The 19,013-nt window shown below is 61.7% G+C and carries 15 protein-coding genes; 10 read left to right on the top strand and 5 right to left on the bottom strand.

Annotated features, from left to right (window positions below):
* Positions 1 to 918 (bottom strand): urea ABC transporter permease subunit UrtB, encoded by a 918-nt coding sequence (gene urtB / locus BLU46_RS28090; protein WP_063028859.1) that lies wholly within the window; start codon positions 916 to 918, stop codon positions 1 to 3.
* A gap of 162 nt (positions 919 to 1,080) precedes the next feature.
* Entirely contained in the window at positions 1,081 to 2,289 is a 1,209-nt protein-coding gene (gene urtA / locus BLU46_RS28085) for an urea ABC transporter substrate-binding protein (protein ID WP_017475234.1), read from the bottom strand.
* Between the two features lie 300 nt (positions 2,290 to 2,589).
* On the opposite strand from urtA, the gene BLU46_RS28080 reads away from it, so the two are divergent.
* Together BLU46_RS28080 and BLU46_RS28075 are read left to right on the top strand one after the other, a co-directional pair.
* A complete protein-coding gene (locus tag BLU46_RS28080) occupies positions 2,590 to 5,976 on the top strand; it encodes an ATP-binding protein (protein WP_093208293.1) in 3,387 nt (1,128 codons plus the stop codon).
* Positions 5,951 to 6,649, top strand: a complete 699-nt coding sequence (locus BLU46_RS28075; RefSeq protein ID WP_063028855.1) for a response regulator — start codon at positions 5,951 to 5,953, stop codon at positions 6,647 to 6,649. Before BLU46_RS28080 ends, BLU46_RS28075 begins: the two co-directional genes overlap by 26 nt.
* Positions 6,650 to 6,765: 116 nt before the next feature.
* Here the strand turns inward: BLU46_RS28075 and BLU46_RS28070 are convergent, their stop codons facing one another.
* On the bottom strand, positions 6,766 to 7,596 hold the full coding sequence (locus BLU46_RS28070) for an IclR family transcriptional regulator (protein ID WP_063028853.1): 831 nt from the start codon (positions 7,594 to 7,596) through the stop codon (positions 6,766 to 6,768).
* Between the two features lie 241 nt (positions 7,597 to 7,837).
* Between BLU46_RS28070 and BLU46_RS28065 the strand changes: the two genes are divergently transcribed.
* The 8 genes from BLU46_RS28065 (at position 7,838) to BLU46_RS28025 (ending at position 16,496) form a co-directional block, all read left to right on the top strand.
* A complete protein-coding gene (locus BLU46_RS28065; RefSeq protein ID WP_093208289.1) occupies positions 7,838 to 8,866 on the top strand; it encodes an ABC transporter ATP-binding protein in 1,029 nt (342 codons plus the stop codon).
* The gene (locus BLU46_RS28060; RefSeq protein WP_003218273.1) at positions 8,863 to 9,708 is read left to right on the top strand and encodes an ABC transporter permease; all 846 of its coding nucleotides are present in this window, start codon (positions 8,863 to 8,865) and stop codon (positions 9,706 to 9,708) included. Before BLU46_RS28065 ends, BLU46_RS28060 begins: the two co-directional genes overlap by 4 nt.
* A 4-nt stretch (positions 9,709 to 9,712) precedes the next feature.
* Positions 9,713 to 10,507: an ABC transporter permease gene (locus BLU46_RS28055; protein WP_003218275.1), complete on the top strand. Its 795-nt coding sequence runs from the start codon at positions 9,713 to 9,715 to the stop codon at positions 10,505 to 10,507.
* Entirely contained in the window at positions 10,507 to 10,797 is a 291-nt protein-coding gene (locus tag BLU46_RS28050) for a (2Fe-2S)-binding protein (RefSeq protein ID WP_093208286.1), read from the top strand. Before BLU46_RS28055 ends, BLU46_RS28050 begins: the two co-directional genes overlap by 1 nt.
* Positions 10,794 to 12,137 carry an FAD/NAD(P)-dependent oxidoreductase gene (locus BLU46_RS28045; protein ID WP_093208282.1) on the top strand — a complete coding sequence of 448 codons (1,344 nt, stop codon included), beginning with the start codon at positions 10,794 to 10,796 and terminating at the stop codon, positions 12,135 to 12,137. The genes BLU46_RS28050 and BLU46_RS28045 overlap by 4 nt, the downstream gene beginning before the upstream one ends.
* Positions 12,134 to 13,237, top strand: a complete 1,104-nt coding sequence (locus BLU46_RS28040; RefSeq protein WP_093208278.1) for an NAD(P)/FAD-dependent oxidoreductase — start codon at positions 12,134 to 12,136, stop codon at positions 13,235 to 13,237. Before BLU46_RS28045 ends, BLU46_RS28040 begins: the two co-directional genes overlap by 4 nt.
* Before the next feature lie 17 nt (positions 13,238 to 13,254).
* Entirely contained in the window at positions 13,255 to 14,286 is a 1,032-nt protein-coding gene (locus BLU46_RS28035) for an ABC transporter substrate-binding protein (RefSeq protein ID WP_003218283.1), read from the top strand.
* Between the two features lie 902 nt (positions 14,287 to 15,188).
* On the top strand, positions 15,189 to 16,496 hold the full coding sequence (locus BLU46_RS28025) for an IS4 family transposase (protein WP_081253266.1): 1,308 nt from the start codon (positions 15,189 to 15,191) through the stop codon (positions 16,494 to 16,496).
* A 104-nt stretch (positions 16,497 to 16,600) separates the two neighbouring features.
* Here BLU46_RS28025 and BLU46_RS28020 read toward each other — a convergent pair whose 3' ends face one another.
* Positions 16,601 to 17,899, bottom strand: a complete 1,299-nt coding sequence (locus BLU46_RS28020) for an NAD(P)/FAD-dependent oxidoreductase (protein WP_093208275.1) — start codon at positions 17,897 to 17,899, stop codon at positions 16,601 to 16,603.
* The gene (locus BLU46_RS28015) at positions 17,896 to 18,984 is read right to left on the bottom strand and encodes a polyamine ABC transporter substrate-binding protein (RefSeq protein WP_093208271.1); all 1,089 of its coding nucleotides are present in this window, start codon (positions 18,982 to 18,984) and stop codon (positions 17,896 to 17,898) included. Before BLU46_RS28015 ends, BLU46_RS28020 begins: the two co-directional genes overlap by 4 nt.
* Positions 18,985 to 19,013 lie beyond the last annotated feature (29 nt).

Raw genomic sequence — 19,013 nt, 5'->3', positions numbered from 1 at the left:
CTACTTGCGCACTTTGATGGAGAACAACCCTTGCGGGCGCAGCATCAGGATCAGGATCACCGACGACAGCGTCAGCACCTTGGCCATCGAGCCACTGAGGAAAAACTCCGACAGCGATTGGGTCTGGGCAATCACGAACGCCGAGGCAATGGTGCCGAACAGGCTTTGCGCGCCGCCGAATACGACGACCAGGAAGGTGTCGACGATGTACTGCGAACCGGCGGTTGGCCCGGTCGAGCCGATGGTGGTGAAGGCCGCACCGGCCACGCCCGCCACGCCGCAACCGAGGGCGAAGGTCATGCGGTCGACCTTGCGTGTATTGATGCCCACGGCGCGGCTCATCAAGCGGTTTTGCACGGTAGCCCGCACCTGCAGGCCCCAACGCGAACGGTAGAGCATGACAAAAATCGCCCCGGTCAGCAGCAGGGTCAGGCCCATCATGAACAGGCCGTTGCGCGGGATTTCGATGGCGTCGGTGAGGTTCACCGACCCCATCAGCCAGGCAGGCGGTTCGGCACTCACTTCACGGGCGCCGAACACCGAGCGGAAGGTTTGCTGCATCACCAGGGACAGCCCCCAGGTGGCGAGCAAGGTGTCCAGGGGCCGCTTGTACAAACGGCTGATCATTGCCCACTCCACCAGCCAGCCGACGGCGCCAGCGACGAGGAAAGACAGGGCAATGGCAATGAAAAAGTAATACGGCTGAAAGCTCGGCGCGAAGTGCGCGGTGAGGCTGGAACAGACGTAAGTGGTGTAGGCGCCAATGGTCAGGAACTCACCGTGGGCCATGTTGATCACGCCCATCTGGCCGAAGATGATTGCCAGTCCCAATGCCATCAGCAACAGCACGCAGAACACGGACAAGCCGTTGAACCCCTGCATCGCCGCGATGGCTCCAAATTCCGATAGCCATTCCATGATGATGGTCTCCTGAGCGGGAGGTTGAAATGCAATCTGCTTCTGCTTTATGTAGGAGCGGGCTTGCCTGCGATGGAATCACCTCGGTGTCACTGAAAGACCGAGTCGCCTGCATCGCGGGCAAGCCCGGCTCCCACAGAAGCCGGGTTTACACGGCAAAGGTTATTGATAGCCTTTCGGAAACGGATTCGGCTCGATCAGATCCGACTCATAGATCACCTTGAACTGCCCGTTTGGCTGCACTTCACCGATGCGCGACTTGCTCCACAGGTGATGGTTTTCGTGGATCTTCACATAGCCTTCCGGCGCGTTTTTCAGCTCGATGCCCGGGGAGGCGGCGACGACTTTATCCACGTCGAAACTGCCGGCTTTCTCCACTGCCGCTTTCCACAACCATGGGCCGAGGTAGGCCGCCTGGGTCACGTCGCCGATCACCGCGTCCTTGCCGTACTTGGCCTTGAACGCTTCCACGAAGGCTTTGTTGTTCGGGTTGTCGAGGCTCTGGAAGTACTTCATCGAGGCATAGAAGCCGGCCATGTTTTCGCCGCCGATGCCCAGCAGTTCGTCTTCGGTCACCGACAGGGTCAGCAGGGTTTGCTTGGATGAATTCACGCCCGCCGCGTTGAGTTGTTTGTAGAAGGCCACGTTGGAGCCGCCCACTACGGCGGCGAACACCACGTCAGGCTTTTTCAGCTTGACCTTGTTGATCAGCGAACCGAACTGGGTGTTGCCCAGCGGGTAGTAGTCTTCGCCGACCACGGTGCCGTGCAGGACGTTTTCAATGTGCTTGCGCGCGATCTTCATCGAGGTGCGCGGCCAGATGTAGTCCGAGCCCACCAGGTAGAAGGTTTTGGCGCCCTTGGTCTTGGCGATCCAGTCGAGGCTGGCGAGGATTTGCTGGGTCGCTTCCTGCCCGGTGTAGATCACGTTTTTCGACTGTTCCAGGCCTTCGTAGAAGGTCGGGTAGTAGAGCAGGCCGTTTTCTTTTTCGAAGATCGGCAATACGGCTTTGCGTGAGGCCGAGGTCCAGCAGCCGAACACCGCCGCCACCTTGTCGTTCACCAGCAGTTTCTTGGCCTTTTCGGCGAAGGTCGGCCAGTCGGACGCGCCGTCTTCCTGGATCACCTTGATCTGCCGCCCGAGGATCCCGCCCGAGGCATTGATCTGCTCGATGGCCAGGCGTTCGGCCTGGATCGAACCGGTTTCGGAAATCGCCATGGTGCCGGTGGCCGAGTGCAGCTGGCCGACGGTGACTTCCGTCGGCGTCACCGCCAGGCCTTCGTTGTCGGCCATGACGCCATGGCTGAACAGACTCGCCGCCAGCAGTGATAAGGCCAACAACGGTTTGGAGCGGATCAATCGTGATTCCATGGGGCGACTCCTCTGCAATGAGGGGTTCAGCATGGCGGCAGGTGGCCACGGCGGGTATACGCAGCCTGACGTAACGGCGTACGTCATTTGACGTATGCCGTTGCGCACCATTTTCGAGCAGGATCCCGCCCGCCCAAACACCACCGATCAATGTGGGAGCTGGCTTGCCTGCGATAGCGGTGTGTCAGTCGAAGCCCCTGTGCCTGACCCAGCGCTATCGCAGGCAAGCCAGCTCCCACATTTTGAATCAGGGCATGGAACTTGCTCATCCTCCTAGCCCACTTCCCGGAGCCACCCACCGTGCAACCCCTCCCCGGCACCCAGCGCATCGTCAAGATTCGCCGCGACTACAACTCCTGGGTCGCCGACGAGACCATGGAAGACTACGCCCTGCGCTACACCCCAAAGTCCTTCCGCAAATGGTCGGAACTGCGCATCGCCAACACCGCCCTCGGCGCGGTGTCGTTCCTGGCGCTGGAAGCCATCGGCGGCGTATTGGCCTTGAGCTACGGGTTCACCAACACCTTCTGGGCGATCCTTGCCATCAGCCTGGTGATCTTCCTCACCGGCCTGCCCATCAGCTACTACGCCGCCCGCTACGGCGTGGACATGGACCTGCTGACCCGCGGCGCAGGCTTCGGTTACATCGGCTCCACCATCACCTCGCTGATCTACGCCAGCTTCACCTTCCTGTTCTTCGCCCTGGAAGCGGCGATCATGGCCCTGGCCCTGGAGTTGTATTTCCATATCCCGCTGGCCATCGCCTATGTCATTTGTTCAGTGTTGGTGATCCCACTGGTGGCCTACGGCGTAACGCTGATCAGCCGCCTGCAACTGTGGACGCAACCCCTGTGGCTGGTGCTGCTGGTGCTGCCCTATGGCTTCGTGTTGTGGAAAAACCCCGAGGCCTTCAGCGACTGGACCAGCTTCGTCGGCCGCAGCAGCGACGGTGGTGACTTCAACCTGCTGTCGTTCTGCGCCGCCTGCACCGTGGCGCTGTCGTTGGTCACGCAAATCGGCGAACAGGTGGACTACCTGCGCTTCCTTCCGGAAAAAACCAGCGCCAACCGCAAGCGCTGGTGGGCCGCGCTGTTGTGCGCCGGCCCGGGCTGGATCGTGCCGGGGGCGTTGAAGATGTTCGCCGGGGCGTTCCTGGCCTTCCTTGCCCTGCAACATGAAATCCCCATGGAGCGCGCCGCCGAGCCGACCCAGATGTACCTGGTCGCGTTCGGCTATGTGTTCTCCTCTCCCGAATGGGCGCTGGGGGCGATGGTGCTGTTCGTGTTCATCTCGCAGATGAAGATCAACCTGACCAACGCCTACGCCGGCTCCCTGGCCTGGTCGAACTTCTTCGCCCGCGTGACCCACAGCCACCCCGGCCGCGTGGTGTGGCTGGTGTTCAACGTGGCAATCGCCTTGATGCTGATGGAGCTGGGGGTGTTCGATGTGATCGAGCAGGTGCTGGGGCTCTACGCGAATATCGCGATTGCCTGGATCGGCACGCTGGTAGCGGACCTGGTGATCAACAAGCCCCTGGGCCTGTCGCCCAAACACATCGAATTCAAGCGTGCGCACCTCTACGACATCAACCCGGTGGGCGTCGGCTCGATGCTGATTGCCTCGCTGCTGTCGATCCTCGCCCACTTCGGCCTGTTCGGCGCCCTGGCCCAGGCCGCGCCGCCCTTCGTCGCGCTGGGCACCGCACTGGTCATGGCGCCGCTGCTGGCATGGCTGACCAAGGGCCGCTACTACATTGCCCGCAGCAGCGAAGCGCAGTTGATTCATCCGCAACCCGGCACCGGGCTGGTGATCTGCGGGCTGTGCAGCAACCCGTTCGAAACCGCCGACATGGCGTTCTGTCCGGCCTACAGCACGCCGATCTGCTCGCTTTGCTGCTCACTGGATGCACGCTGTGGCGACCGCTGCAAACCCCATGCGCGACTGGCCAGCCAGTTCGAAGGCGTGTTGCGCTGGTTGTTGCCGACGACGTTGGTGCCGCGCCTGCATACCCGACTGGCGCACTACCTCGGATTGTTAATGGCGCTGGTGCTGATGCTCGCCGGGGCGCTGGCGCTGATCTACATGCAGGCCGCCCAGGGTTTGCCCCACTCGCAGACCTTGTACCAGGCGTTCTTCAAGGCGTTCCTGACCCTCTCGGTGTTGGCCGCCGTGCTCGCCTGGTGGGTGGTACTCACCCGCGAAAGCCGGCGGGTCGCCCAGGAAGAATCCGACCGGCAAACCTCGCTGCTGATGCAGGAGATCGCCGCCCACAGCCTCACTGACCAGGCCCTGCAACAAGCCAAGGAAGCCTCGGAAGCGGCGAACGCAGCCAAGAGTCGCTACGTTACCGGGCTGTCCCATGAGCTGCGCACACCTCTAAACAGCATCCTCGGTTTCACCCAGATTCTGCAGCGTGACAGCGCCATGCCCGAACAGCATCAGGACGCCCTGGCGACCATCCTGCGCAGCGGCTCGCACCTGCTGTCGCTGATCGACGGCCTGCTGGACGTGGCCAAGATCGAGGCCGGCAAGCTGCGCCTGGAACTCACCGAAATCCCCTTCCCGGAACTGATCCACGACCTGGAACAGATGTTCACCCCCCAGGCCGAAGACAAGGGCCTGCGCTTTCGCCTGGATTGCGTGGGCAAGATTCCCGCCGTAGTGCGCGGCGATGAAAAACGCGTGCGGCAGATCCTGATCAACCTGCTGGGCAACGCGATCAACTTTACCGACAGCGGCGAGGTGCGCCTGCGGGTCAGCTACATGCGCGAGACCGCCAACTTCGAGATCATCGACACCGGCATCGGCATTGACCCGGAGCAGATCGAACGGATTTTCCAGCCATTCGAACGCGGCGACCTGATGCGCCAGGACAAGGGCGTGGGTCTGGGCCTGACCATCACACGCATGCTGACCTCACTGATGGGGGGCGAATTGCGTGTGGTCAGCGAACTGGACAAGGGCACCTGCTTCCAGGTGCGGCTGTTCCTGTCCCAGGTCCGGGTGCCGCAGGCGGTGGTGCATGTTGAACACGACATCATCGGCTACCACGGCGAGCGGCGGCGGATCCTGGTGGTGGACGACCACGTGGACCATCGCAAGGTGCTCAGCGGCATGCTCACGCCCTTGGGCTTCGAGGTGTCCCAGGCCAGCAACGGCCAGGAGGCGATTCGCCAGGTGGCCCTGCTGTCGCCGGACCTGATCCTGATGGACCTGTCGATGCCGACCATGGACGGCTGGGCCACCAGCCGGATGATCCGGCGTAATGCGCTGTCTGCCGCGCCGATTATCATCATCTCCGCCAACGCCTTCACCGACGACCGCGAACGCAGCATCGCCGGTGCCTGCAACGACTACCTGGCCAAGCCGGTGCGCACTCCGGAATTGCTTGGGCGCGTGCAACTGCACCTGGATTTGCAGTGGCTGCGCCGCCGGACGCCGATCGTCGCACCGGTCATCACACCGGGCGTGCTGCCCAGTGCTGAAGAACTCGCGGTGCTCGCCGAACTGAGCGCCATTGGCTATGTGCGTGGTTTGCATGAAAAGCTCGACGCCATCGTGCTGGAAAGCCCAGGCACCGCACCGTTCATCAACAAGCTCCGGGCGCTGCTGAAAAGCTTTCGCCTGGAAGAACTCAACCGAATCCTGAAGGAGGCCGAAGATGAATGCCTTGACCCACAGCGCTGAGCCCGGCGTGGTGCTGATTGTCGACGACACCCCGGACAACCTGGCCATGCTCTCCGACGCCCTGGACGACGCCGGCTACATGGTGCTGGTGGCGCTGGACGGCCTCAGCGCGCTGAACCGCGTGCAACGCCGGCGCCCGGACTTGATCCTGCTGGACGCGGTGATGCCCGGCCTGGACGGCTTTGAAACCTGCCGCCGGCTCAAGGCACAACCGGCCAGCGCGGACATTCCGGTGGTGTTCATGACCGGGCTGACCGACAGCAAGCATGTGGTGCAGGGGTTTGAGGTGGGCGGCAGTGACTACGTGACCAAGCCGATCCAGACGGATGAAGTGCTGGCGCGGGTGGCAGCGCATTTGCGGACGTCGCGGATATTGTTGTCGGCGCGGGCGGCGACGCAGCCGAGCGTGATTACTCTGGAGGATGAGCCGGCGCATAAGTTGTTGTCGGCGCGGTTTCAGCTGACGGAGCGGGAAGTCGAGGTGTTGCGCTGGGTGGCGTGTGGCAAGACCAATCGGGACATTGGCGACATTCTTGGGCTGAGCCCGAGGACGGTGAACAAGCATCTGGAGCATGTGTATGTGAAGTTGGGGGTGGAGACCAGGACGGCGGCGACTTCGGTGGCGATGGCGGCGATGAGTCCGGTGCGCGCTCAAACGATGGCGACTATCTAATGTGGGAGCTGGCTTGCCTGCGATGGCGGTCTATCAGTGACAACAATGCTGGCTGACCCACCGCTATCGCAGGCAAGCCAGCTCCCACATTTGATCTCTGTTGTGGCTGACAACTGCTAACCACCGAAGATCTGCGAAGGCCGGCGCAACGTCGGATCAAACGGATTGATCTTCGGCCCGATCGCCGCCGCTTCCCGTTTGAGCAACTCCACCACCGTCGGCAGTCGCCCCGGCCCCAGGCGGTCACTGATGGTTGCCACACTCAACGCTGCCACCGCATGCCCATTGCGATCCAGGATCGGCACCGCCAACCCGGCCATGCCTTCCAGCACTCCGGTATTGCGCGCCGCATACCCCAACCGCCGCACACTCTCCACCTCCGAGCGCAAAAACACCTCGTCGTACAGGTGAAAATCCTTGAGCCGTGGCAAGTTGTAGCGGATCACCGTCTCGCGCTCTTCCTCCGGCAAAAACGCCAGGATCGCCAAACTGCCCTGCCCTACGCCCAGCGCTACGCGCCCGCCGATGTCACCGGTGAAGGTACGGATCGGGTACGGCCCTTCACTGCGGTCCAGGCAGATCGCATCAAACCCGCTGCGCGCCAGCAGGAACAATGAATCCCCCAGCGAAGCACTCAGGCGCAACATGCTCGGCCGCACCAGGTCCCGCAGGTTGCCGGTATTGCCTGCATTTGCCGCCAGGGCGAAGAACTCCAGGCTCAGCCGATAGCGCTTGGTGCGCGCATCCTGCTCCACCATGCCCTCGTCCATCAGGCTGCGCAGCAGTCGGTGGGTGGTGGGTTGCGACAGCCCGACCTGCTGCGCCAGTTGCGTCACCCGTTCACCACCGTCCGGCGCCGCGCCGAGGATGCGCAGTAATGCAAACAACCGGGAGACGCCACCGGCGCCGACTTCCTTGACACTTTCATTCCGCTCAGTGGAATCCATAAGCCGATATCTCACACTAAATTCTGATCAGTGAATGAAACTGAAAAAAGTACTCTATCCAGTGAAATTCCATCTTCCGCCATCCTAGTCTTTCGCCCTAATCTGCGTCCACAGGGGCGAAATGAACAACTAACGGCAGCCGACTCAAGATCGAGCGCCAACGCACCCGCAACACCCTTTTCGCATCTGCCCAAAACAAAAAAGCGCGTTTCGACGCGACTCAAAAAGGTGGAACGCAGACATGGCTTTTCTCCAACTCAACGCCTTGAGCAAACGCTACGGCGCCGTCGACGCGGTGGTCGCCACTGATCTTGCGGTGGAAAAAGGCGAATTCGTGTCCCTGCTCGGCCCCTCGGGCTGCGGCAAGACCACCACCTTGCAAATGATCGCCGGCTTCGTCGACGTCACCGGTGGGCAGATCGTCCTCGATGGTCGCGACATCACCCACGCCAAACCCGCCAGCCGTGGCCTGGGCGTGGTGTTCCAGAGCTACGCGCTGTTCCCCCACATGAGCGTGCGCGACAACGTTGCCTTCGGCCTGAAGATGCGCAAGGTGCCCGCCGGCGAGATCGCAAGCAGAGTCAAGACCGTGCTGGAACTGGTGCGCCTGGCCCCTCACGCCGAGCGCTACCCGCGGGAACTGTCCGGCGGCCAGCGCCAGCGCGTGGCCCTGGCCCGCGCCCTGGTGATCGAGCCGCCGGTGTTGCTGCTGGACGAGCCCCTCTCCAACCTCGACGCCAACCTGCGGGAAGAGATGCAGTTCGAAATCCGCCGCATCCAGTGCGAAGTCGGGATCACCACCCTGATGGTCACCCACGATCAGGCCGAAGCGCTGTCCATCAGCGACCGCGTGGTGGTGATGCAGGCCGGGCGCGTCACCCAGATCGACGCGCCGTACAAACTTTATGAACACCCGCGCACGCGCTTCATCTCGGACTTTGTCGGCAAGGCCAACCTGCTGGCGGGCGACTTCGATCAACTCGGCGCGCCGCAAGTGCGCTTCGAGCCCGGCAACGGCGAACTGACCCTGAGCCTGCGCCCGGAAAAGATCGACCTGGTGGCCGCCGGCTCGGGGCGCCTGCAAGGCACGATCCTCGACAGCTATTTCTTCGGCAGCCAATGGCTGTACCGCATCAAGACCCGGATCGGCGAGCTGACCGTCGTCCGCCGCAACGACGGCAGTGCGCCCTTGGGTTGCGGCGCGGCGGTAGGCCTGGACTGGGAGTCGAGCCTGCTGCGGGTGCTGGCGGCCGATGAGGTGCGCGCATGAGCCGTGGTTACCTGCTGTCGTTGCCGGCACTGGTGTTGTTTTTCGGGCTGCTGATCCTGCCCCTGGGTCTGACGCTGGTGCTGTCATTCAACGTGTTCGACTACCAGGTGGGGGTGAAGGCCGATGAGTGGACCTTCGCCCACTACCTGTCGCTGTTCAGCGATTCGTACTTCTACGAGATCTTCTGGCGCACCTTCTGGATCAGTGCCCTGGTGACCTTGCTCTGCGTGGTGATCGGGGTGCCCGAGGCTTACATCCTCAGCCGCATGGGCACGCCGTGGCGCTCGATCTTCCTGATCCTGATCCTCACCCCGCTGCTGATTTCAGTGGTGGTGCGGGCCTTTGGCTGGAGCCTGCTGCTGGGTGCCGATGGTCTGGTGAACCAGGTGATCCAGGCCCTCGGTGGCAAACCGGTGAAGCTGCTCTACACCTCGTTCGCGGTGATCATCGCACTGGTGCACGTGATGCTGCCGTTCATGATCATTCCGGTGTGGACCTCCCTGCAGAAGCTCGACCCGTCGGCGGAACAGGCGGCGCTGTCCCTGGGTGCCAGCCAGGCCACGGTGATGCGCAAGATCGTGTTGCCGCAGGTAATGCCCGGCGTGCTCTCCGGCACCCTGATCGTGTTTGGCCTGGCCGCCAGCTCCTTCGCGATCCCCGGCCTGCTGGGCGGACGTCGACTGAAGATGGTCGCCACGGTGGTCTACGACCAATACCTCTCGGAACTCAACTGGCCCATGGGCGCGACCATCGCGGTGGTGCTGCTGTTGGTCAACTTGCTGATCATGCTGAGCTGGAACCGCATGGTCGAAGGCCGCTACAAAAAGTCCCTGGGAGTATAAGACGATGTCCAGAAACGGTCCTTTGGCCCTGGGCTTTCACGGCCTGGTGGTGCTGTTCATGATGGCGCCGCTGGTGGTGGTGTGCCTGGTGGCCTTCACTCCGGAAAACACCTTGAGCCTGCCGACGTCGGGCTTCTCCCTGCGTTGGTTTCATGCAGTGTTCGAACGTGCCGACTTTATCCAGGCGTTCTATAACAGCCTGGTCCTGGCCTTCGTGGCCGCTACCTTGGCGACCTTGATCGCGGTGCCGGCAGCCCTGGCGATCAGTCGCTACCAGTTCCCCGGCCGTAACTTCTTCAGTGCGCTGTTCCTCTCGCCGATCATCATTCCGCACCTGGTGCTGGGGGTGGCGATGCTGCGGCTGTTCGCAATGATGGGCGTCAACGGCAGCTTCACCTGGCTGATGCTGGCACACGTGGTGATCATCACGCCTTACGTGTTGCGCCTGGTATTGGCCGCCGCCATCGGCATCGATCGCAGCGCCGAACAGGCTGCCGAATCCCTGGGTGCCAGCCGCTTCACCCTGTTTCGCCAGATCACCTTGCCGATGATTTTGCCCGGCGTGGCCGGCGGCTGGTTGCTGGCGTTCATCAACAGTTTCGATGAAGTCACTTTGTCGATTTTTGTCAGCTCGCCGGCCACCCAGACCTTGCCGGTGCGCATGTACGTGTACGCCACCGAATCCATCGACCCGATGATGGCGGCCGTGTCCGCGCTGGTGATCGGGTTGACCGCGGCGGCCATGATTCTGCTGGACCGGGTCTACGGCCTGGACCGCGTGTTGGTAGGGAAACATTGATGGCACTGTTCAAACGACTGGTCGAGACCCAGCGGCCCACCCTCGCCTTCACCCTCGACGGGCAGCCTGCCACAGGCTTGCTCGGGGACACCTTGCTGACCGCCGTACTGACCTGCGCCGAGCACCTGCGGGGCAGTGATTTCAGCGCCGAACGCCGCGCCGGTTTCTGCCTGATGGGCGCCTGCCAGGATTGCTGGGTGCGGCTTGAGGACGGTCGCCGAGTGCGCGCCTGTTCGACCTTGCTGGAAGACGGCCAGGCGATTCGCCGTGATCCGGGGCGCCAGGCATGAAGACAGTGGTGATAGTCGGCGCAGGCCCGGCGGGCATTACCGCCGCCCGGACCTTGCTCGAGCATGGCGTAACCCCGGTGTTGGTGGACGAGAGCCTGCGCGGCGGCGGCCAGATTTATCGGCGCCAACCGGCGAACTTCCGGCGCTCGGCCAAGCAGTTGTATGGCTTTGAAGCGGGCAAGGCGGCGGCGCTGCATCGCACCATGGATGAGCTGGCAACCCGGATCGACTACCGGCCGGAAACCCTGGTGTGGAATGCCGAGAACGGTCGCCTGGACATGCTCAACAACGGCCACGCCGAAAGCATCGAATACGCGCAGATCATCGTCGCTACGGGCGCCACTGACCGCATCCTGCCGGTGCCCGGCTGGACGCTGCCCGGTGTGTACAGTTTGGGCGCGGCGCAAATCGCGCTGAAGTATCAAGGCTGCGCCATCGGCGAGCGCGTGGCGTTTTGCGGCAGCGGGCCGTTGCTGTACCTGGTGGCGTATCAGTACGCCAAGGCCGGGGCCAAGGTGGTGGCGGTGCTCGACAGCGCGCCGTTCAGCGCCCAGTGCCGCGCCTTGCCGGCATTGCTCGGCCAGCCGGCGACCCTGGCAAAAGGTTTGTACTACCGCGCCTGGCTCACGGCCCACGGCATCCCGGTGTATCAAGGTGCAACGCTGTCGCACATCGACGGCGAACAACGAGTGACGGGCATCCACTGGGATCAACAGGAAATCGCCTGTGATGCCGTGGCCTTCGCCCATGCCCTGCGCAGCGAGACCCAACTGGCGGACTTGCTCGGCTGTGAATTTTCCTGGAATGCATTGAACCGCGCCTGGTTGCCACAGCGAGATGCGGCCGGGCGTAGCAGTGTCGCAGGCGTGTATTTGGCTGGCGACGGTGCCGGAATCATGGGCGCCGATGCGGCGCAAATGGCCGGCGAGAGAGCGGCATTGGCCTTGCTCGAAGACAGCGGTGTTGCCATCGACCACCGTCGCGGGCCCGTGCTGGAACAGCAACTGGCAGGTATCCAGCGCTTTCGCCACGGTCTGGAAACCGCGTTTCCCTTCCCGGAAAACTGGGCCGCCGAAGCCCCGGATGAACTGATCTTGTGCCGCTGTGAAGAAGTCAGCGTCGGCGAAGTACGCGCGGTGGTGGACGAAGGCCACTGGGAAGTGAACCGGGTCAAGGCCCATTGCCGGGTTGGCATGGGCCGTTGCCAGGGCCGGATGTGTGGGCTCGCAGCGGCAGAAATCATTGCCGAACGCAGTGGGCGCGAGATTCAAAACGTTGGCCGCCTGCGGGGCCAGGCACCGATCAAACCCTTGCCGTTTGGCGTGGAGGTGCAGCCATGATCGACAGCGAAGTGATCGTGTTGGGCGGCGGGATTGTCGGCGCGTCAGCCGCCTTGATGCTGGCGCAGAAAGGTCGGCGCGTGGTGCTGCTGGAGCGGGACTTTTGTGGTTCGCATTCAAGCGGCGTGAATTATGGCGGCGTGCGGCGCCAGGGTCGTCCATTGCATCAGTTGCCGTTATCGCAACGTGCCCATGAGCTGTGGTCCGACTTGCCGGGGCTGATTGGGATCGATGGCGAATACGTGCGCTCCGGGCATTTGAAACTGGCCCGCAGTCACGAAGACCTGGCCGCCTTGCAGGCTTACGCCGACGCCACTCGGGGCTTTGGCCTGGGCCTGCAAATGCTGGATCACGCTCAACTGCGTGCGCGGTTTCCGTGGGTGGGTGATGTGGCGGTCGGCGCCTCGTTATGCCCCGAAGACGGCCACGCCAATCCGCGCCTGGTCTCTCCCGCCTTTGCCCGCGCCGCCCAACACCACGGTGCGAGGGTGATGGAGCAAACCGAAGTCACCCAGGTTGAACATGACGGCCAGCTGTTTCAGGTGCGCTGTGCCAATGGTGTGCAGCTGCAAGCCCGCTGGCTGTTGAACTGCGCCGGCGCCTGGGCCAGTACCGTGGCCGCGCAATTTGGCGAACCGGTGCCGATGACCTCGGCGCACCCGGCGATGCTGGTGACCGAGCCGTTGCCGGTGGTGATGGACGTGAGTACCGGCGTCGAAGGCGGCGGAATCTATGCGCGGCAGGTTGCCCGGGGCAATTGCATCCTCGGTGGTGGTCGCGGCTTTGCCCTGAGCCCGCAACAGGCCCGCCCGGGGCAAGCGGCGGTGCTGGAAATTCTGCGCAACGCCGGCGAGTTGTACCCGTTCCTCAAAGGTGCCCAGGCGATCCGTACCTGGAGTGGCACCGAAGGTTATCTACCCGACCACGAACCGGTGATCGGCGACAGCAGCACCCAACCCGGCCTGCTTCACGGTTTCGGCTTTGCCGGCGCCGGGTTCCAGCTCGGCCCTGCGGTCGGTGAAGCCCTGGCAGAAATCGTCTGCACGGGGGCCAGCCGGCAGCCCATCGAAGCATTTTCCATCCGTCGTTTCCAAGCCTGAGAGGAAGATTCATGCACATGATCAAACGTACTGCGCTGTCTTGCCTGTCCCTCGCCCTGTTGAGCACGGCGGCCCATGCTGCACCGACGCTGTACCTGGGCATGAACGGCGGCACCATGGAGCGGGTCTACGCCGACAAGGTGCTGCCTGCGTTCGAGAAGGCCAACAACGTCAAGGTGGTGATCGTGCCGGGCACCTCGTCGGACATCCTGGCCAAGGTGCAGGCCAACAAGGACAACCCGCAGATGCACGTGATGTTCCTCGACGACGGCATCATGTACCGCGCTATCTCCATGGGGTTGTGCGAGAAGCTCACGCCTAACCCGACCCTGGATCAGATTCCGGCCAAGGCCAAAATCAAGGAAGAGGCAGTTGCGGTGACGCTCGGGGTGACCGGGTTGGGTTACAACGCCAAGATGTTCAAGGAAAAGGGCTGGGCGCCGCCGACATCGTGGATGGACCTGGCGGATCCACGGTTCAAGGACAAGGTGGTGTTTCAGTCCCTGGCCTCGTCCACGTTTGGGTTGCATGGGTTCTTGATGTTCAACCGGATTCAGGGGGGTAGCGAGACCAACGTGGAGCCGGGGTTCAAGGCGTGGCCGAAGACGGTTGGGCCGAATGTGCTGGAGTACATCGCCAGCTCGGCGAAGATTTCCGAGATGGTGCAGACGGATGAGGCGGCGATCTTTCCGCTGACGCCGACGCAGGTGACCACGCAGCAGTTGTTGGGTGTGCCGATGGAGTATGCGCAGCCGAAGGAAGGCGCGGTGGTGTTGAACGTGGCGGAGTGTGTGATTGCGCGGAATGACCAGCCGGAGTTGGCGCAGAAACTGGCGCAATTTTTGTTGACCGCTGAGGCGCAGGCGCCGGCTTTAGAGTTGGGGGATCAGATTCCTTCGAATCCTACTACGCCGACCACGGATAAGACTCGGGCTCGGGTGGAGGCAATGAACAGTTATTTGCAGACGGCGATTTCGATTGACTGGGATCAGGTGAACCAGGCGCGGCCGGAGTGGAATGCGCGGTGGAGTCGGTCGATTGAGCGGTAGGCTTTGGGGGTGAATATCCGTTATTTGGGTGATGGCTTAAATTGGTTCCGCTCTTACAGCGGGTCACTTTTGAAAGGAGCCCAAAAGTAACCAAAAGGCTCTTGCCCCACCACTCGGCACCTCGCTTAGGCTCGGTGTGCCCTCACTCCGGCTTTGGACCGTGGGCCGCCGTCATGGGCCATCCTTGGCCCAGGACGGCTAACCCGGCGTCCTGCCGGGTTACCCACGCTCCAAAGCCTGCGTTCGGCCAGCGTGGTTTAACGGGGCGCCTAAGATCAAGATCAAGATCAAAAGCAAGAGCACAGCGGCCTACCGGCCGGCTTGAGTGTTGAAGAGCAAAAATAAAAGCCAAATCAAAAGCGGGCACGGTCAAATGTGGGAGCTGGCTTGCCTGCGATGGCATCAACTGGGTGCATCTGGAAGACCGAGGTGTCTGCATCGCAGGCAAGCCAGCTCCCACAGAAAAGCAGAGCTGCATCAGCTTCAGATTTGGCTTTCGCTCTGTCTTTTGATCTGGTTTTTAACACTCAAGCCGGCCGGTAGGCCGCTGTGCTCTTGCTTTTGATCTTGATCTGACTGCCCCAATAAGCCCGAGGCCGAACGCAGGCAGTGCGGAGCGGGTAAACCGGCAGGACGCCGGTTTAGCCGCGCCGGGCCATGGATGGCCCGTCGCGGCGGCCCGCGGAGCAATGCCGGAGTGAGGGAACGCCGAGCCCCAGCGAGGCGCCGACAGGCGGGGCAGAGCCCTTTGCTTACTTTGGGGCTTTTCCAAAGTGAGCCGCTGTAAGAGCCATCCCTTTCAAGGTCTTGGTTTAAAATCCCCTAACCAATCCAGTCAGGACGACGAAACTATGTGGGAAAAGGTTTTAGAACGGTTTGAAAAACAGGCTCCGGCCAGCGTCATGACCAAGTTGATATTAGAGCAGGCAGTAGATGCCGCTTGGGTTGACAAGGTGTTCGATGATCACCGCCAACGGCAGTACTCACGTGAGCTTTTGTTTTCAACCGTTGTTGAGCTGATGTCCCTTGTTTCATTGGGCTTGAGGCCGTCGTTGCACGCGGCGGCGCGCAAGATGGAGGGCCTTTCGGTCAGTGTTTCGGCACTCTATGACAAGATCAAGCGAACCGAACCCGAGCTGCTTCGCGCCCTCATTTCGGGCAGTGCCGAGCGTTTGATACCAACCGTCGAAACGCTCGGCCATTCATCGATCCTGCCCGGCTGGCAGTTGCGTATTGTGGATGGCAACCACTTGCCGGCCACTGAAAAACGTCTAGGCGCTCTGCGCAATGAGCGCGGCGCAGCGCGCCCAGGATTTTCAGTAGTTGCCTACGATCCGGATCTGGATTTAGTCGTTGATCTTCAGCCGTGGGAAGATGCCTACGCCAGTGAGCGAGTCAGTGTTTTACCGCTGCTGGCCCGCGCATGCGCGGGCCAGTTGTGGATGGCTGACCGGCTCTATTGCACGCTGCCCATCCTGCAAGCCTGCGAGGACACGGGGGCTTCGTTCATCGTTCGCCAACCCAGTAAGCATCCACGCCTGGTCCAGGAAAGTGAGTGGCAAGACTCAGGGACGGTCGATAGCGGAACCGTTCGCGAACAAATCATCGAAGTGAAGGGTGGCCGCCGCTGGCGACGTGTTGAGTTGAGCCTGCAAACGGCGAATGACTCAGGTGATTTGGTGATGTGGTTCTGGAGCAATTTGCCCGACACCATCGGTGCCCGGCAGATAGCCGATTTATACCGTCATCGCTGGAGTATCGAGGGAATGTTTCAGCGCCTTGAGTCGGTACTGGACAGTGAAATTACAGGCCTTGGCAGCCCGAAAGCCGCGCTATTGGGCTTTGCCTCGGCGGTCCTGGCTTACAACGTTTTGTCGGTTCTCAAGCGTAGCGTTGAGCAGGCGCACCGCGAAACGCAGCCAGAGGGTTGGCAGGTTTCGATTTTCCATTTGGCGGTGCATGTTCGCAGTGATTATCAAGGCTTGCAGATCGCATTGCCTGCGGAAAATTTCCCTCTTGAAAAGACTCCGCAAGGGCTGGCAGAGCGATTGCTGGCCCTGGCAAGGATGATCAAACCTAAGTCCGTAGCAAAAAGCCCTCGTGGCCCCAAAGTAGCCAAGCCCAAGGAGTGGCTGGAAGGTAAGGCAGCACGGGCGCATGTCTCAACAGCTAGGGTGCTTAAGGCGGCCAAGTCGGATAAACGTACTTAAACATGGCCTTAAACGGACTTTTAAACGCAGACCTTGAAAGGGATGGCTGTAAGAGCGGAACCATAGGCGGCCGTTACCGAAGAAACGGATATGTACTCAACCAATCACCCCACCATCTCCCGCACCCGGTACCACAACATCCCCAACGCCAGCAGCGGCGAACGCAACACCTTCCCCCCAGGAAAAGTCATATGCGGCACCTGGCTGAAAATATCCAACCCTTTACTCTGCCCTGCATGAATTCCTTCCGCCAATAACCGCGCGCACCAATGCGTCACGTTAAGGCCATGCCCCGAATACCCTTGGGCATAAAACACATTCGGGTGCTGCTTCAACCGCCCCACCTGCGGAAACCGGTTAGCCGTAATCCCAATCTTCCCCCCCCACTGAAACTCAATTGCCGTATCCACCAACTGCGGAAAAACCTTGAGCATCTTCGGCCGCATATACCCCGCGATATCCACCGGATCACGCCCCGAATAATGACAAGCCCCCCCAAACAACAACCGCCGATCCGCCGAAAGCCGGTAATAATCCAACCCCACTTTCTGATCGCACAACGCCAGATTCTGCGGAATCAACTGATCAGCCACCCCAACCGACAGCGGCTCGGTCGCAATGATATAGCTCCCCGCCGGCAGCACCTTGCCACTCAACTTCGGCTCCAATTCCTCCAGATGCGCATTGCACGCCAGCACCAGGTTACCGGCGCGTACGGTGCCGGACGCGCAACGTACCTGCACCGTATCGCCATGAACCAACTCCAGCACCGGACTAGTTTCAAAGATCCGCACCCCAAGTGATTCGGCCAAAGCCGCCTCCCCCAACACCAGGTTCAGCGGATGCAAATGCCCGGACCCCATGTCCACCAAACCACCCGCATACAAGCCTGAGCCCACGACTTGCGCCATATCCTGCGGCGCCACCAACCGCGTTTCAGGCGCATACCCCAAGGCAGCCAGGCTCTCCAGCTCCCCCTGAAACGCCGCAAACTGCGCCGGCGTATTCGCTAACTCGCAAAACCCCCAGCGCAAATCACAGTCAATCCCGTACTCGCGAATCCGCTCGCCCACCAACGCCACCGAATCAATCCCGGCCTGCTGCAGGTAACGCACGCCCTCCTCGCCCACGTACTTGGCAAAGCCCGATACGTCATGCCCTATCCCGCGAATCAACTGCCCGCCATTGCGCCCACTGGCGCCCCAGCCAATCCGCCGGGCCTCCAGCAGGATCACCGAAAGCCCGCGCTGGGCCAGTTCGATGGCAGTGTTGACCCCGGTGAACCCACCGCCGATCACACACACATCGGCGGTCAGGTCAGCCCCCAGCGCTGGGCGCCGGGGCATGGCGTTGGCCGAAGCCAGGTAATAGGAACGAGCGTGGTCGGACGAGGAACGGTTCATTTGTTGGTCTTCACTTTGCTCCAGGACCGCGTCATCAAGCGCATGACGGCAGGCGTCGGGGTGGTGGAAATGTAGAGTTTGTCGAGCACTTCCTGGGACGGGTAGATCTCAGGATTGTTCACCAGTTCCGGCGCCATGAAGGCCTTGGCCGCCGGGTTCGGGTTGGCGTAGCCGACGCTCGCGCTGACCTTCGCGATCACTTCTGGGTCCAGCAAGTAGTTGATAAAAGCGTGGGCCGCTTTCGGGTTGGCGGCGTCTGCCGGGATGGCCAGCAGGTCGAACCACAGATTACTGCCTTCCTTGGGAATCGAGTAGGCAATGTTCACGCCGTTCTTGGCTTCCTTGGCGCGGTTGGCGGCCTGGAACACGTCGCCGGAGTAACCGAACGCCACGCAGATATCACCGTTGGCCAGGTCCGAGATGTACTTGGAGGAATGGAAATAGGTGATGTATGGCCGCAGGGTCAGCAGCTTGGCTTCGGCTTCTTTGTAGTCTTCGGGATTCTCGCTGCGTGGGTCCTTGCCCATGTAGTTGAGGATCGCCGGGAACAGTTCATCCGCCGAGTCGAGGAACGCTACGCCGCATTCATGCAGCTTCTTGATGTTCTCCGGTTCGAACAGCACAGCCCAGGAGTCGATATGGTCGATGCCGAGCACCTGCTTGACCTTGTCCACGTTGTAGCCGATGCCGTTGGTGCCCCACAGGTACGGCACCGAGTGCTCGTTGCCCGGGTCGTTTTTCTCCAGCAGCTTGAGCAGCTTGGGGTCGAGGTTCTTGAAGTTGGGCAACTGCGAGCGGTCCAGCTTGAGGAACGCGCCGGCCTTTACCTGGCGGGCCAGGAAGTGGTTGGACGGCACCACCACGTCATAGCCGGTGCGACCGGCGAGCAACTTGCCTTCCAGGGTTTCGTTGGAGTCGAACACGTCGTAGATCACCTTGATCCCGGTCTTGGCCTGGAAGTCAGCCAAGGTGGTCTCACCGATGTAGTCGGTCCAGTTGTACACACTGACCGTCTGCGCGGCGTGGCCCGCGCTGCTGAACAACGCCGCCAAGGCCAGCGGTAGAAGCTTTTTCACCAGACGCATATCGACACCCCTTTGGTTTTTTTAGTGTG

The organism is Pseudomonas yamanorum (assembly GCF_900105735.1).
GTDB classification, from domain to species: domain Bacteria; phylum Pseudomonadota; class Gammaproteobacteria; order Pseudomonadales; family Pseudomonadaceae; genus Aquipseudomonas; species Aquipseudomonas yamanorum.
Note: the sequence above shows the minus strand (reverse complement) of the source record. Positions and strands in the feature narration are given on the sequence as shown.